This window comes from Micromonospora costi (assembly GCF_003626655.1).
In the GTDB taxonomy this organism is placed as follows: domain Bacteria; phylum Actinomycetota; class Actinomycetes; order Mycobacteriales; family Micromonosporaceae; genus Micromonospora; species Micromonospora costi.
This window is the reverse complement of record NZ_RBAN01000005.1, coordinates 314,168-328,603: the sequence shown is the minus strand read 5'-3', so window position 1 is coordinate 328,603 and position 14,436 is coordinate 314,168. Positions and strand designations below refer to the sequence as shown.

General features: G+C 69.9%; 10 protein-coding genes and 1 pseudogene. 7 read left to right on the top strand and 4 right to left on the bottom strand.

Annotated features, from left to right (window positions below):
- Positions 1 to 87: 87 nt before the first annotated feature.
- On the top strand, positions 88 to 3,228 hold the full coding sequence (locus tag D7193_RS27080; protein ID WP_120782440.1) for a glycosyl hydrolase family 95 catalytic domain-containing protein: 3,141 nt from the start codon (positions 88 to 90) through the stop codon (positions 3,226 to 3,228).
- An 88-nt stretch (positions 3,229 to 3,316) separates the two neighbouring features.
- A complete protein-coding gene (locus tag D7193_RS27075) occupies positions 3,317 to 4,027 on the top strand; it encodes a DNA alkylation repair protein (RefSeq protein ID WP_120782439.1) in 711 nt (236 codons plus the stop codon).
- 61 nt (positions 4,028 to 4,088) lie between these two features.
- Here the strand turns inward: D7193_RS27075 and D7193_RS27070 are convergent.
- A pseudogene (locus tag D7193_RS27070) lies at positions 4,089 to 4,223 on the bottom strand (nuclear transport factor 2 family protein); the annotation flags it as partial.
- An 82-nt stretch (positions 4,224 to 4,305) separates the two neighbouring features.
- The gene (rox, locus tag D7193_RS27065; protein WP_120782438.1) at positions 4,306 to 5,736 is read right to left on the bottom strand and encodes a rifampin monooxygenase; all 1,431 of its coding nucleotides are present in this window, start codon (positions 5,734 to 5,736) and stop codon (positions 4,306 to 4,308) included.
- A gap of 297 nt (positions 5,737 to 6,033) precedes the next feature.
- Here rox and D7193_RS27060 point away from each other — a divergent pair, with 297 nt between their 5' ends.
- On the top strand, positions 6,034 to 6,894 hold the full coding sequence (locus tag D7193_RS27060; RefSeq protein ID WP_120782437.1) for an SDR family NAD(P)-dependent oxidoreductase: 861 nt from the start codon (positions 6,034 to 6,036) through the stop codon (positions 6,892 to 6,894).
- A gap of 123 nt (positions 6,895 to 7,017) precedes the next feature.
- On the opposite strand, the gene D7193_RS27055 is transcribed toward D7193_RS27060, so the two are convergent.
- On the bottom strand, positions 7,018 to 9,171 hold the full coding sequence (locus D7193_RS27055; protein WP_120782436.1) for an amylo-alpha-1,6-glucosidase: 2,154 nt from the start codon (positions 9,169 to 9,171) through the stop codon (positions 7,018 to 7,020).
- Between the two features lie 130 nt (positions 9,172 to 9,301).
- On the opposite strand from D7193_RS27055, the gene D7193_RS27050 reads away from it, so the two are divergent.
- Positions 9,302 to 9,826: a MarR family winged helix-turn-helix transcriptional regulator gene (locus tag D7193_RS27050; protein ID WP_120782435.1), complete on the top strand. Its 525-nt coding sequence runs from the start codon at positions 9,302 to 9,304 to the stop codon at positions 9,824 to 9,826.
- 79 nt (positions 9,827 to 9,905) lie between these two features.
- Here the strand turns inward: D7193_RS27050 and D7193_RS27045 are convergent, their stop codons facing one another.
- Positions 9,906 to 10,739, bottom strand: coding sequence for a potassium channel family protein (locus D7193_RS27045; RefSeq protein WP_377456375.1), 834 nt, complete (start codon positions 10,737 to 10,739; stop codon positions 9,906 to 9,908).
- An 891-nt stretch (positions 10,740 to 11,630) separates the two neighbouring features.
- Here D7193_RS27045 and D7193_RS27040 point away from each other — a divergent pair.
- Genes D7193_RS27040 through D7193_RS27030 form a run of 3 tightly spaced genes read left to right on the top strand, consistent with a single transcriptional unit; the run spans position 11,631 to position 14,400 of the window.
- Entirely contained in the window at positions 11,631 to 12,392 is a 762-nt protein-coding gene (locus tag D7193_RS27040) for an ABC transporter permease (RefSeq protein WP_120782433.1), read from the top strand.
- Positions 12,389 to 13,621, top strand: a complete 1,233-nt coding sequence (locus D7193_RS27035) for a betaine/proline/choline family ABC transporter ATP-binding protein (RefSeq protein WP_120782432.1) — start codon at positions 12,389 to 12,391, stop codon at positions 13,619 to 13,621. Before D7193_RS27040 ends, D7193_RS27035 begins: the two co-directional genes overlap by 4 nt.
- Positions 13,618 to 14,400: an ABC transporter permease gene (locus D7193_RS27030; protein ID WP_241563516.1), complete on the top strand. Its 783-nt coding sequence runs from the start codon at positions 13,618 to 13,620 to the stop codon at positions 14,398 to 14,400. Before D7193_RS27035 ends, D7193_RS27030 begins: the two co-directional genes overlap by 4 nt.
- Positions 14,401 to 14,436 lie beyond the last annotated feature (36 nt).

Below are 14,436 nucleotides of genomic sequence, written 5' to 3'. Positions count from 1 at the left end.
CGCGTTTCGGCGGACGCGGGCAGGCCGGGGATGCCCCCGGGATGCGAGGCATCATCCGCAACGGACGATCCCGAGGAGATCGTGTCGATGAAGGTGACAACGCCGCTCCGCATCGCGCTCGCCGTCCTGCTCGCCGGTGGCCTCGTCGCCGCCGCACCGAGCCGACCGGCCGCCGCGGCCCCGACCGACGCCGCGTTCAGCGCCAGCACGGGCACCCTGAACGTCAACCGCGCCGCCTACCTGGCGAAGCACGACATCGTCTACAACCGCCCGAACACCAACCCCCTGCACGGCCTCACGGTCGGCAACGGCCGCACGGGCGCCATGGCCTGGAGCGCCAACGGGCTGACCATGCAGGTGTCCGGCGTGGACCTGTCCCCGCAGTCCACCTACGCCGCCGGCCTGGTCAACCTCACCAGCAACCCGCAGTTCGACACCGGCCACACCACCTTCCAGCAGCGGCTGTCGCTGTACGACGGGACGCTGACCACGAGGTACGACAACAACCGCACCATCACCGTCCTGGGCGCGCCCCACTCCGAGGTGATGGGCATCCACGTCGAGGACAGCCGTCCCGGCGTGACCAGCGTCGGTCTCGACCTGAGCCTGTGGGACATGAACACGGTCCAGAACATCGCCGACGTCCCGGACCTCACCACCTGGCGGACGCTCTCCACGTTCGCCGACGCGGGCGGTGTCGGGCTGAGCCGGGGTCAGAACGACCCGAACGGCTTCGGCTACACCCTGGCCGCCACCGTCGAGGGCGCTTCCTACACCTCCCAGGTGGTGAGCGGCACCCGCGTCCGGCTGTCCATCACACCCACGTCGAGCTACACGGTCTGGTTCACCGCGGCCAGCCGGATCAACGCGCCCGGCCTCAACTCCGTCACCCAGGCCCGCAACCAGCTCGCGGCCGTCAAGAGCACCGGGTACGCCACCACGCTGAACGCCTACCGCGCCTGGTGGCACGACTTCTGGGCGAAGTCGTTCGTCCATTACTCCAACGCCGGCGGCGACGCCGACTACCTGGAGAACGTCTACTACCTGGCGACCTACATGATCGCGGCGGGCGGCTACGGCAACTACCCGCTGCACTTCATCAACGGCGTCTTCCGGGCCACCCAGGACAACTCCAAGTGGAGCAACGGGTACTGGTACTGGAACCAGCGCGACGTCTACAACTCGTTCCTGGCCAGCAACCACACCGACCTGATCGCCGGCTTCAACCGGCTCTACAGCCGCAACCTCGCGGCGCTGAAGTCGTACACCACGACCCGGTACGGCAGTGACGGGCTCTGGGTGCCCGAGACGATGGGCTGGGACGGCAACGCCCGTGGCACGGTCAACAGCGACTTCGTCAACGACCTCTACTCGACGGGCACCGAGGCCGCCTACAACATGTACCTGCAGTACCGGTACACCAACGACGAGGCGTACCTGCGCAACACCGCCTACCCGTACATGCGCGAGGCCGTGAAGTTCTACGAGGACATGCTGGACCGCGACCCCGCGACCGGCCGCTGGTACATGGCCAGCTCGAACGCGCACGAGACGTACTGGGACGTCCGCAACGCCATCACCGACCTGGCCGCGGTGCGGCTGCTGTTCCCCCTCACCATCCAGGTGAGCCAGCAGCTCGGTCTCGACGCCGGGCTGCGGGCGAACTGGCAGACCATCGTGACCAACCTGGCGCCGTACCAGGTGCAGAACGGGGCGTACCTGCCGCACGACCCGCCTATCTCCCAGACGCGCAACAACGAGAACGTGGCGCTGGAGCTGGTGTGGCCGTACGACCAGACCGGCATCGGCTACCCCGACCAGCAGACCGCCGTGAACACCTGGAACGTGCGTCCGCACCCGTACGGCAACGTGTGGTCCAACGACCATGTGCACGCCGCCCGGCTCGGGCTGGGCAACCAGGCGTTCCAGGGCATGCGCACGATGCTGCAGAAGTACCAGAACTATCCGAACGGCATGACCAACAACACCAACGGCGTCTTCGAGTACCTCGGCATCCACCTCGCAGCGATGAACGAGTCGCTGATGCAGTCGTACAACGACAAGATCCGGGTCTTCCCCGCGGTGCCGACCGATTCGAGCTTCGTCGGGAAGTTCACGCTTCTGGCCAAGGACGGGTTCCTGGTCAGCTCCGAGCGGGAGGCCGGCGGGGTCAAGTACGTAGGCCTCAAGAGCCTGTACGGCAGGACGGCCCGGGTGGTGAACCCGTGGGGCGGCCAGGAGGTACGCGTCCGCCGCGCCTCGGACAACGCGGTGCTCACCACCACCACGGCCGCCGAGATCAGCTTCGCGACGACCGCCAACACCGTGTACGTGGTGGAGCGCACCGCCAAACCGCTGTCCACGTACACCGGAACGACCCTCACAGGCACCGCCAACGAGGGCGAGAAGGCGCTGTCGGGCACGGCCTCGGCCCTCGGCCTGGGCGGTCCCGGCGGCGGTGGCCTGGTCAACGACACGATGCTGACGTACGACTCCGGCTGGCACCACACCACGGCCCGCGGGTACGGCGACTACAACGACGACACCCACCACAGCACCACGGCCGGCGCGGTGGCCAGCTACACCTTCACCGGCACGGGTGTGGAGTACCTGTCCGAGCGGTTCAGCGACATGGGCAACGTGGACGTCTACCTGGACAACGTCTTCCAGACCAACGTCAACCTGTACGTCGCCGGGCCCCGGCAGGCCCAGCAGGTGGTGTTCCGCCGGACCGGGTTGACCACCGGCACGCACACCATCCGCATCGTCAACAGGACCACCTCGGTGGGCATGGTCGACGCGCTGCGGATCCTCACCGGCAGCCCGCCGGCCGGCGGCGCGGTGGCGCTGCGGGCGCAGGCCAACGGCCGGTACGTGAGCGCCACCAACGCCGGCGCCGGCAACCTGGTCGCCTCCGCCACCACGATCGGCGGCTGGGAGCAGTTCGACCAGGTCGACCTCGGCGGCGGCACCATCGGTCTGCGGGCCCGGGCGAACAACCAGTTCGTCTGCGCGGAGAACGCCGGCGCCGCTCCGCTGATCGCCAACCGGGCGACGGCCGGCTCCTGGGAGACGTTCGACCTGGTCCGGAACGCGGACGGCTCGGTCAGCCTGCGGGCGACCGTGAACAACAGGTACGTGGTCGCCGAGAACGCCGGGGCCGAGGCACTGATCGCGAACCGGGACGCGATCGGCCCCTGGGAGAAGTTCGACCTGGTCACCGTCTGAACCCCCGCGACCCGGCGGGTGCCGCGCGGGCCCGCCGGGCCGGCGTCCCCCTCAGGGACGTCGCACGGTCGCGGTAGCTTCGACAACCATGGCCACGAGTGCGGACGTCCGTCACGACCTCGCCAGCCTCGCCGACCCGCGGCGCGCGGAGGCGACGAGCCGGTTCCTGCAGATGGTCCCGGGCGGGTACGGCGAGGGCGACCGCGCCATCGGCGTCGCCGTTCCCGACCAGCGCCGGGTGGCCGCGCGGTACTGGCGCGACCTCTCCCTGACCGAGACGGTGACGCTGCTGACCGGCGACGTGCACGAGGAGCGGCTGACCGCGCTGTTCATCCTCGTGCGCAAGTTCGCCAGGGGCGACGAGGAGGAGCGGGGCCGGATCTTCGACGTCGTCCTGGCCCACACCGGTCACATCGACAACTGGGACCTGGTGGACTCGTCCGCGCCGTACATCGTGGGTCCCTGGCTCGTCGACAGGGACCGCAGCGTCCTGGACCGGCTGGCCGGGTCCGCCCTCGTGTGGGACCGCCGCATCGCCGTCCTGGCGACGTTCGCCTTCATCAGGATCGGCGACTTCCACTGGACCTTCCGGCTCGCTGAACGGCTGCTGCACGACCCGCACGACCTCGTGCACAAGGCGGTCGGGTGGATGCTGCGCGAGGTGGGCAACCGCGACCGGGCGGCGGAGGAGGAGTTCCTGGCACGGCACTACCGGGTCATGCCGCGGGTCATGCTGCGGTACGCGATCGAGAAGTTCGAACCGCAGCGGCGCCGGGCCTACCTCTCCGGCACGGTCTAGCGGGCCGCCCCGAACGGGCGCTCGACGCCGTCGATCCAGTCAGGTTGCCCGCTCGCGACTGTCAGGGCTCGAGGTCGACGACCCCTTTGCCGCTGCGAAGGTCAAGCGGCACGGAGACCTGGTCGTGCGTGATCAGCCAGTCGCCGTCGATCTTCCGGAGGCAGTACGTGACCCGGACCCACATGCCGGTTGTCGCCGTGCCGTCCGTCTTGTTCTGACCGACGTACCCGGAGGCACACGCTCCTGACCGCGTTGCTCAGTCGCCGGCACGAGTGTCCTCACACCGCCGCTGCCGCCCCGAACCAGCGCGGCATCCGGCGGAGCAGGTCCCGCTGGTCGTCACCGACCCACGCCACGTGACCGTCCGGCCGTAGCAGCACGGCGGGCACGTCCAGCTCGTCGCTGACGTCGACGACGTGGTCGACCCGGTCGGTCCACCCCGTGACCGACAGCCGGCCCGTCTGGTCGAGCAGCAACCCGCGGCCGCCGTGCATCAGCGCGTACAGGCGTCCGCGCGCCAACCCCACGTCCCGCATCCGGCGGCCGAGCAGGTCGTGGCCCTCGCCGAGGTCGTAGCGGACCCCGATCGCGGTGATCTTCTCGATGAGGTACCGGTTCACGTCCTCGAAGTCCATCAGTTCCGACAGCAGCCGGCGCACCGCCTGCGACCCCGGCTCCGTGGACAGCAGTTCCATCTGCGCGCGGGTGTTGACCAGCACGTCGACGGCCACCGGATGCCGCTCGGTGTGGTAGCTGTCCAGCAGTCCCTCCGGCGCCCAGCCGGCCACCTCGGCGGCCAGTTTCCAGCCGAGATTGACCGCGTCCTGGATGCCGAGGTTGAGGCCCTGCCCGCCGGTCGGCGGGTGGACGTGCGCCGCGTCGCCGGCCAGCAGCACCCGGCCGACCCGGTAGCGCTCGGCCAGCCGGGTGGCGTCGCCGAAGCGGGACAGCCAGCGCGGCGAGTGCACACCGAAGTCGGTGCCCGCGTACGCCCGCAGCTGCCGCCTGACCTCATCGAGCGTCGGCGGGGCCGACCGGTCCTCGGCCACGCCCTCGGCGGGCACGACGACGCGGTACACGCCGTCGCCGAGGGGGCCGACACCGAACCGCTTCTGGGTTCGGCGGACGTCGGCCACCACGGCGGCCACGGTCTCCGGCGGCACGCCCACCGCCACCTCGCCCAGCAGTGTCTCGACCCGGGTGGGCTCGCCGGGGAAGCCGACGCCGAGCAGCTTGCGCACCGTGCTGCGGCCGCCGTCGCAGCCCACGAGGTACCGCGCGCGCAGGCGCGTCCCGTCGGCCAGTTCGGCGGCCACCCCCTGGTCGTCCTGGCTCAGCCCGACCAGTTCGCAGCCGCGCCGGATCTCGGCGCCGAGTTCGGTGGCCCGCTCGGCCAGCAGCCGGTCCGTGGTGGTCTGCGGAATGCCGAGAACGTAGGCATGGGCGGTGTCCAGCCTCTCGGGCCACGGCTTGTCGATGCCGGCGAAGAACCCACCGACCTCGTGCCGCTGGCCGTGCGCGAGGAACCGCTCCAGCAGGCCGCGCTGGTCCATCACCTCGATGCTGCGCACGTGCAGGCCGAGCGCCCGCACGAACCTGGCCGGTTCCGCGTCCCGCTCCAGCACGCGCACGCGCACGCCGTGCAGCCGCAGCTCGGCGGCCAGCATCAGGCCGGTCGGCCCACCGCCGGCAACGATCACGTCGATCATCAAAAACCCCCGTTGGTTCCGGCCGGACACTTCACGGCCTTCGACGGCGTACGCCCTCCGCGGATCACCTGACGTCCGCGGCATCCGGCTCCGGCCGCAGATTCTGCGGCACCACGGGGGTCTTGCGGCAAGACCCGGGGTGCGATATACGTTGAGAGTGGCAGGGAGTAGCGCTCTCCCTGCCTTTCGTGTGGACGGGCCGTTCACCGGCGCGTGAACCCCGGCCGGGCGGCGGGCTGACCGGGTTAGCCTGGACCGCGGATTCGCCGAAGCCAGCAACGCGAGCGGGACGGTGCCGTGCCGACAGATCCGACCCCGGGACCCGCCGGGGACCCGTCCACGAGCCGCACCCCCACCATCGTCCTGACCGGCGGGACCAGCGGGATCGGCCGCGCCACCGCGCTGGCGCTCGCCGGCACGGCCGGCCACCTGGTCCTGCACGGTCTGGAACCGGAACACGACGTCACGGACCTGCTCGACGCCGTACGGGCCGCCATGCGTCCCGGTACCCCGCTGACCTACGTCGCGGCCGACTACGGCGACCTGGCCGCCGTCACCGGCCTCGCCCGGCAGATCCGCGCGAGCACCGACCGGATCGACCTGCTCGTCAACAACGCCGCCCGGCCCGGGCCGGCCACCCGCACCATCAGCGACGACGGCAACGAGGTCACCCTCCAGACCAACTACCTGGCACCCGTCCTCCTGACGACGGGGCTGCTCGACCTGATCGGCCGCGACGCGCCGGGGCGGATCGTCAACGTCGCCAGCGCGACCCACCTCTCCGCGACGCTGTACCTGGACGACCTGAGCCTCGCCCACCACCCGTACTCGCCGTCGACCGCGTACGCGCACTCCAAGCTCGCGCTGGTCACGTACTCCTGCTGGCTGGCCGCCCACCGGCCCCGCCGGTCACTCGACGTCGTGAGCGTCCACCCCGGCGTGATCTCCACCCAGCTCCTGCACGCGATGTTCTCCATCGGCGGCGAGCGGCCGGAACAGGCGGCCGTCACCCTCCGGTACGTCGCGGCCCGCCGCGACGACAACGGCACGTACTACGACGAACGCCGCCCCGCGCCGCCCAACCCGCAGGCGTCCGACCCCGCGACGCAGGACCGCCTGCACGACCTCACCGCGCGGCTCCTCCGCGACCACCTCTGACGTCCCTCGACGTCATCTGTCCCACAGGAGCGCCGCGTAGTCGGCCGCAGCCTTCCACTACTTCCTCCCCGCCGAGGAAGGCTTCCAGCTGTCACCCGCCGACACCAGAGTCGGCGGCGCCGGTCAGGGTTCGGCGAGCCGGACGTATCCGGTGGAATCCACCGCCTCGATGTCCCAACGCCGGTCGAAGGCCCGAACGCCGTAGATCATGACTCGTCCGATTTCCTTGGGGATCTGCGGCTTGACCACCAGCTTGCCGCCCACCGCCTCGAGGCCGAGCATGCTCCGGAGGAAGTTCAGCGGCGCGCCTGCCGCCCAGGCCTGCGGGCTGCACGCGGTGGGGTACTGCACCGGCCAGGTCGAGCGCCCTTGTTGATAGCCGGCGATCGCCTCCGGCAGTCGGAAACTGAATGCCTTCGCCGCCTCCAACAGCGCCAGGGAGACGCGGTTCGCCTCCTCCCGGTAGCCGTAGCGTGCCATTCCGAGCGCCGCGATCGAGTTGTCGTGCGGCCACACCGTGCCGAGGTGGTATCCGATCGGGTTGTACGCCACCTCGTCCATCGACAGGGTGCGGATCCCCCAACCGGAGAACATCGAGTCCCCCATCAACTGCCGCACCACCTGCCCGGCGCGTTCCTCCGGCACGATCCCACTCCACAGCAGGTGCCCCATGTTCGAGGTGATGGAGTCGATCCGGTTCTTGTCACCGTCGATCCCGACGGCGTAGTACCCGCCCCGCTCCTCGACCCAGAAATCCCGGTTGAACGCGGCCCGAAGCCGCTCGGCGTCCGCCCGCAGGCGCCGCGCCAGGTCAGGATCGTCGAGGGGACCGTCGGCCAGCTCAGCCAGGCGCAGCTTCGCGTCGTACGTGTAGCCCTGGATCTCACTCGTGGCGATCGGCAGGACCGGCAACCGGCCGTCGGCGAACCGGATCCCGTCCCACGAGTCACGCCAGCACTGGTTGCCCAGCCCCTCCGGGGACCGGGTCTGGTACTCGACGTAGCCGTCGCCGTCGCGGTCACCGTACTGGTCGATCCACTCGAGCGCGGCCAGGGCGTTGGGGCGCAGCGACCGGACCAGTTCGTCGTCGCGGGTGAACCGCCAGTACTCGGAGAGCAGGATGAGCCAGAGCTGGGTCGCGTCCGCGGTGCCGTAGTACGGGCTGTAGGGCCTCTGCCCGGTCCGGGTCAACTCGCCGTTGCGCACCTCGTGCAGGATCTTGCCCGGCTCCTCGTCGGTGAAGTCGTCGACCTCGCGGCCCTGCAACCCGGCAAGCGCCACCAGGGCCCCCTTGGCCAGGCGCGGTCCGCCGATGAGCGTCTGGTAGGCCGTGATCAGCGTGTCCCGTCCGAAGAAGGTGAGAAACCACGGCAGTCCGGCTGCCGGCAGGGCGACACGTTGTCCGTTCACGGTGGTTTCCAGGCGCAGTGCGACCAGGTCCGTGAGGGTCTGCTCGATGACCTGCTCGAACAGGTCGCTGTCGCTGGTGAACCGTGCGACCACCGAGCGCCACCGGGCGGCAGGATCGACGGCGCTGTGCCGGAAGACGTCCTCGAAGTCGCCGCGCACCGGCTCCACCACTCCCATGCCCGGCGGGAGGGAGACCTTCAGATCGACCCCCCAGTCACCACCGGGCGCGAGGTCGAGCACCCAGACGAAGTCGTCACCGTCCACGTGGTCCGGTATCGGCGACGAACGCACCTCGGTCTGGGCGACGAAGTCGTCAGCCTCGTAGTGGAACAGCAGTCGACCGCTGTCCGCTCGGTGCCGTCGGGCAATCGCCTCGGCGCGTTCCCGCACCCCTGACTTGATCTCCAAGAGGTCGGCGAAGTCGCTGCCGACCCCCAGCCGCAGCTCGATACGGACGGGTTTGGTGGCCGAGTAGTGCAGTTCGATCCGTTCGTGCAGGCCCTCACCGAGGTAGCGGCGTCGGCGGACGGTGAGGGCGTCCGCCGGCAGGTCCAGCAGTTCCGGATTGGCCAGGTAGAACTCCGCCGAGTAGTGGTCGACCGCCCCGGAGCGGAGAACCAGCAGCGGTGCTCCGTTCACGGTGAGCATCCACCGGTTCAACAACCGGGTGTCGAGATGAACGAGCCCACCGATCGAGCCCACGGGGATGTCACCGGTCGGGTCGGAGTACATGAAAGTGGCACCACTGAGCACGGCGATCGAACCCGGGTCGAGTTCAGGCGGAAGATCCCGCTGCCGCACGCCGTTCCGGTGCGCCGGCGCGAGATGAGGCGTCGGATCGGCAGGCGTCGGACGCTGCTCAGCCATGCATCAACCGTAGGAACCCAGTCGTGGCCGGTCATCACCCGCTCCGGGTGATTCCACAGGTGATCGGGAGTCCGCCGCGCCCGTCCCCCGCTCCGTGGGCCACTTCCTGCACATGTGCAATTATTCGCGCATGGACTTGTACGTGCGGGCGCCGGAGCCGTCCACCGAGTGCGACCTCGTGGACGGCCTGGCCGCACTGAGCCGGGCCCTCGTCGGCGTCACCGCCAACACCCTGGCAACCCTGGACGTGGAGATCACATTCTCCCAGTACCGGATGATCGTCATCCTCGCCTCCCGGGGGCCACTGCGGACGGTCGACCTCGCCGCCGCCCTGCACGTCCATCCGTCGACCGTGACGCGCGCCTGCGACCGCCTGGTGCGCCGGGGTGTGGTGGTCCGGCATCACGGCGCAACCGACCGGCGGGTGTCCTGGCTGGCGTTGACGGAAAGCGGGAAGGACCTCGTGGGCGAGGTGATGCGGCGCCGCACCGCGCAGATTCGCGAGCTCGTCAGCGGCTCGACGGCAGGTCCTGCCCGGTCACTCGGCCAGTTGGTCGAGGCGTTGGCCGTCGCGTCCGGTGAGCCGACCGAACGGCAGTGGTGGCGGCAGTGGGAACGCTGCACGCACATGACGGCGGTTCCGGCGGCCGGTTGACCCACGGGCGGCGGCGTTCCACCACGTCGGTGCTGCGCCGCGCGTCGCCGTCGGCTCGTCTGCGGCTCCTGGAGGGCGCCTACTCACCCGAAGGCTCACCGCGGCCGGGCAGGGAGGTGCCCGGCCGCGGGTCGGCTGCCCGCAGCGGTCCGGCCGTGTCGATCGGCGACGGGGGGTTCTCGAGCCCGCGGCGCAAGGCCGCGATCTCCGCGCGCAGCGCGGTCACGTCCGCCTCGGTCGCCGGCGCTGGGCGGTTCTGGTCGGAAACGCGTTCGACGATCCAGGTGGCCAGCGAGCCGGTCACGAAACCGATCAGACCGATCCCACCGATCATGAGCCCTAACGCGACGAACCGGCCGGCGGTCGTGATCGGGTAGTAGTCGCCGTAACCCACAGTGGTGATCGTCACCGTCGCCCACCACAGCGCGTCATCGAAGGACGTGATGGTGGCCTCCGGAGCGGATCGCTCCGCGTCCAGCACGGCGAGCGCCGCCACGACGACCAGCAGCACCGTGGTGGCGCCGACGTAGACCGCGAGTCGGCCGCGCGCCCAACGCTCCGTCCGCCGGCTCAGGGTCAGTACGACGGTGACCAGACGCACGGCGCGCAGCGGGCGCAGGAAGGGCAGGATCAGGACGGCCAGGTCGAACCCGTGAGTACGCAGGAAACGACGACGATCGGCGGCGAGCGCGAAACGGACGAGCAGTTCCGCCCAGAACAACACCCAGATCGCCAGCGCGGTCCCCTCGCAGGCCGCGCGCCAGCGATCGTCGAGACCCGGCTCGAGAATCGGTGCCGCATAGACGGCCAAGAAGACGAGGGACAGCACAGTCAGCGGAGCTCCGCTCAGCCGCTCCCACCGCTCCGCTCGCCCGAGGCGCTGGTGCGGTTCCCCCCTGTCCACCATGCCGATCCCACCTCCTATGTGTACCCATGCAACCATCGTCGTGTGGCACTGTACGTGCCCCCGCAAACGCGGTCGAGCAACGCGAAGATGCCCGGATGGGATCCCGGCCGCCTCGAGGCGGCCGTGGTCGGCATCACGCCCTCGCGGTCGCCGACGTCGACACAAGCGCCTCGTGTCGCCCCCGACAGTCGTCTGCCGCAACGTCAAAGTGCGGTCACCCTGCGCGAGCGCGGACGTGACGGCTCCTCCCATTTGTCAAACAACTGTCATACAACTGCGTGATCAGCGCCAAGATCAGGGCCAAGGGTTGGGCGTGACCTGACGTCGCGTCGTAAGGAGAACAAATGCCAGCCTGCCGCCCACCGAGTGCACGGTCTCGCGGATCGAGGCGGACGTGAGCCGCGGCGGTCCTGTCGGCGCGCTGGATGCAAACCCCGTCCTTCTGGCGGATCCCGTTGTCCACGACTCGATCACGTGGTGATCGAACCCGTACTCGGCACGTCTGCTCGCCCCGACGACGCTGGTAGGCCCGAACTCCCACCACGAGGCCGCGTCGAGTACCACGGCGACGTCGCGGTGGTCTCCGTCGTCGGCGACACCGCGGGGTCCCAGCCACGCGCCCGCTTCTCGCGGGCCAGGGGCGTCCCGCGCGCCCGGTCCCGGGTCCTCGCATCGCCTGCGGTCTTCGGCTGGATCTGAACGGCCGCGCACGGCGAGGTTGGACCGGTCACGACGACCCGCGGTCGATGACGTAGCGTGGCCCCTTCCAATGTTTGCATACACACACGCATTTTGCGCGGGTGACGCGGGTTCGCTGAACCGGCCACCGCCGCTCGGTGAGCTTCCTTCCCGACCTGAGCCACCGGCACCCGACAAGCCCGCCAAGGGGAGGTGTAGATGACGTTTCTCGAGTATCTGCAGAGCCGACGCGATCTGCTGATCGCCCAGACCGTCGAGCACGCCACCATCGTGCTGATGTCGGTGGCGCTGGCCACGCTCATCGGCGTCATGATCGGCATCGCCAGCTACCGCAACCCGCGCGCCCGGGCAGTTGCCGTCGCGGTCGCCGCGGCGATCTTGACCATCCCCTCGTTCGCGCTGCTCGGTCTGCTGATCACACCGTTGGGGCTGGGATACCTTCCGGCCCTGGTGGCCTTGACCCTGTACGCACTGCTACCCATCATCCGGAACACGGTGGTCGGTCTGACCGAGGTCGATCCCGCATTGACCGAGGCCGCGCGTGGCATCGGGATGAGCCGCCTCCGGTCCTTGGCCACTGTCGAGATACCCCTGGCCTGGCCCGTCATTCTGGCCGGCATCCGCGTCTCCACCCAGATGACGATGGGCATCGCTGCGATCGCCGCGTACGTCGGCGGACCGGGGCTGGGCAACCAGATCTTCTCCGGCCTGGCCAACCTCGGCGGCGTGAACTCGCTCAACCAGGCACTGGTCGGCACCCTCGGCGTGGTCGTCCTCGCCCTGGTCGTGGACCTCTGCCTGGGACTGCTCGGCGTGCTCACCCGCGGCGACCGCCGCACCACGCGCAGATCCCGGGCGTCGACCAGCGGCACCCGACCCGGCGAGCCGGACGCCGTCGGCGCACTCGCCAAGGGACCAGCCCTCGCGGCCGCAGCCAACACTCAAGGAGGCCAACGATGACCGATGACGTCATGATCGAGCTGCAACACGTCAGCAAGTCCTACCGGGGGCAGCAGACCCCAGCGGTGGAGGACGTGTCGATGACGATCCGACGCGGCGAGATCATCGTGCTGGTCGGTCCGTCCGGCTGCGGCAAGACGACCACCATGAAGATGATCAATAGGCTCATCGAGCCGACGTCCGGGCGGATCCTGGTGGACGGATCCGACGTCACGTCGCTCGACCCCACGGACCTGCGCCGGCGCATCGGCTACGTCATCCAGCAGGTCGGTCTCTTCCCCCACATGACCGTGGCGACCAACATCGGGCTGGTACCGAAGATGCTCGGCTGGAGCCGTACCCGGATCGAGGCCCGGGTCGACGAACTGCTGCACCTGGTCGGACTGGAACCCGGCCACTTCCGCAACCGCCTGCCGCGGCAACTCTCCGGCGGGCAGCAACAGCGCGTCGGAGTCGCTCGCGCGCTGGCCGCCGACCCGCCAGTGATGCTGATGGACGAGCCGTTCGGCGCGACCGACCCACTGACCCGGGACCGGCTGCAGAACGAGTTCCTCCGGCTCCAGGAGAAGCTGCAGAAGACGATCGTCTTCGTCACGCACGACTTCGACGAAGCGATCAAGATGGGTAGCCGCATCGCCGTGCTCGGCGAGCGTTCCAGGATCCGCCAGTTCGACACCCCCGAACAGCTGCTGAGCAACCCGGCCGACCAGACCGTGGCCCAGTTCATCGGGGCCGGGGCCTCGCTCAAGCAGCTCAACCTGCGACGGGTCGGCGCGATCGACGTCGACGAGGCCGTCCTCGTGCGGTTGGACGACACGCCCACGTCCGCTCTGCGTCGGCTCGACGAGTCCGGCGAGTGGGCCGTGCTCAGCGTCGACAGCGAGCGCCGCCCGCAGCGCTGGATCACCGCCCGTGACCTCGATCCGCAGCAGGACACTCTCGACGGTGCCGGTGGACCGGTCACCACGGTGGAACTGCACGCCACCCTGCACGACGCGTTGGACGCCATGCTCGCCTCGAGCAGCGGCGCTACGGTCGTCGTCGACGACGCCGGCCGCTACCGCGGCGTGGTGAACATCGACCGGCTGATGCGGGCCATCGCCGAGATGCGCGAGATGCAGCGCAACCGCGACCGGCCAGTGACGGAGTCTCCGGAGGGTACGGCCACCCGCACGCCGCCCACCCAGCGCAGCGGCATCCCGGCGACCGGGGACGGGGAGTCGCGGTGAGTGCCAGCAGTGTGGCATCCCACCAGGCCGAGGTCGCCCCACCATCGCGCTGGCGCGGCCTGTTGCGCCGGCACGCGACCATGCCGCTGCTGCTCGCGGCGGCGTTGCTCGTCACCTACCTCTGGCTGCGCGCGTCGAAGCTGGACGACATCGAGCAGCGGTCGCTCAACGCCGAGCACCTGCTGCGGGTGACCCGCCAGCACATCTCGATCACGGCGATGACCACCCTGTTCGTCGTGCTGATCGCGGTTAGCGGCGGCATCCTGCTCACCCGCCCGGTGCTGCGCTGGCTGACGCCGTACGCCACCGCGCTGGCCAACGTCGGCCAGGCGACCCCGGCCATCGGGCTCCTGGTGCTGCTCAGCATCTGGTTGGGCATCGGCGCCACCACCGCCCTGATCGGGCTCGTCGCATATTCGGTGCTGCCCGTGTTGCGCAACACCATCGTCGGGATCGACCAGGTCGACCGGCACCTGATCGAGGCGGGCCGGGGCATCGGCATGTCGCCGATCGCGGTGCTGTTCCGCATCGAGCTGCCACTGGCCATACCGGTCATCCTCGCCGGCGTGCGCACCGCACTGGTCCTCGCGGTCGGCGTTGCCACGCTTGCCACGTTCATCAACGCCGGCGGGCTCGGTGGCCTGATCGTGACCGGGATCAAGCTCCAGCGCGACCCGGTGCTGATCACCGGCGCCGTTCTGACCGGCGCCCTCGCCCTCACGCTGGACTGGCTCGGCGGCGTGCTCTCCGACCTGTTGCGGCCCCGCGGCCTGGACTGAGTCCCAGTCCGCCATCCATCCCCGTTTCCAACCGAC

Coding starts and splice junctions, on each gene's coding strand:
- D7193_RS27080 (WP_120782440.1), top strand. CDS start 88: ATGAAGGTGACAACGCCGCTCCGCATCGCGCTCGCCGTCCTGCTCGCC.
- D7193_RS27075 (WP_120782439.1), top strand. CDS start 3,317: ATGGCCACGAGTGCGGACGTCCGTCACGACCTCGCCAGCCTCGCCGAC.
- rox (WP_120782438.1), bottom strand. CDS start 5,736: ATGATCGACGTGATCGTTGCCGGCGGTGGGCCGACCGGCCTGATGCTG.
- D7193_RS27055 (WP_120782436.1), bottom strand. CDS start 9,171: ATGGCTGAGCAGCGTCCGACGCCTGCCGATCCGACGCCTCATCTCGCG.
- D7193_RS27050 (WP_120782435.1), top strand. CDS start 9,302: ATGGACTTGTACGTGCGGGCGCCGGAGCCGTCCACCGAGTGCGACCTC.
- D7193_RS27040 (WP_120782433.1), top strand. CDS start 11,631: ATGACGTTTCTCGAGTATCTGCAGAGCCGACGCGATCTGCTGATCGCC.
- D7193_RS27035 (WP_120782432.1), top strand. CDS start 12,389: ATGACCGATGACGTCATGATCGAGCTGCAACACGTCAGCAAGTCCTAC.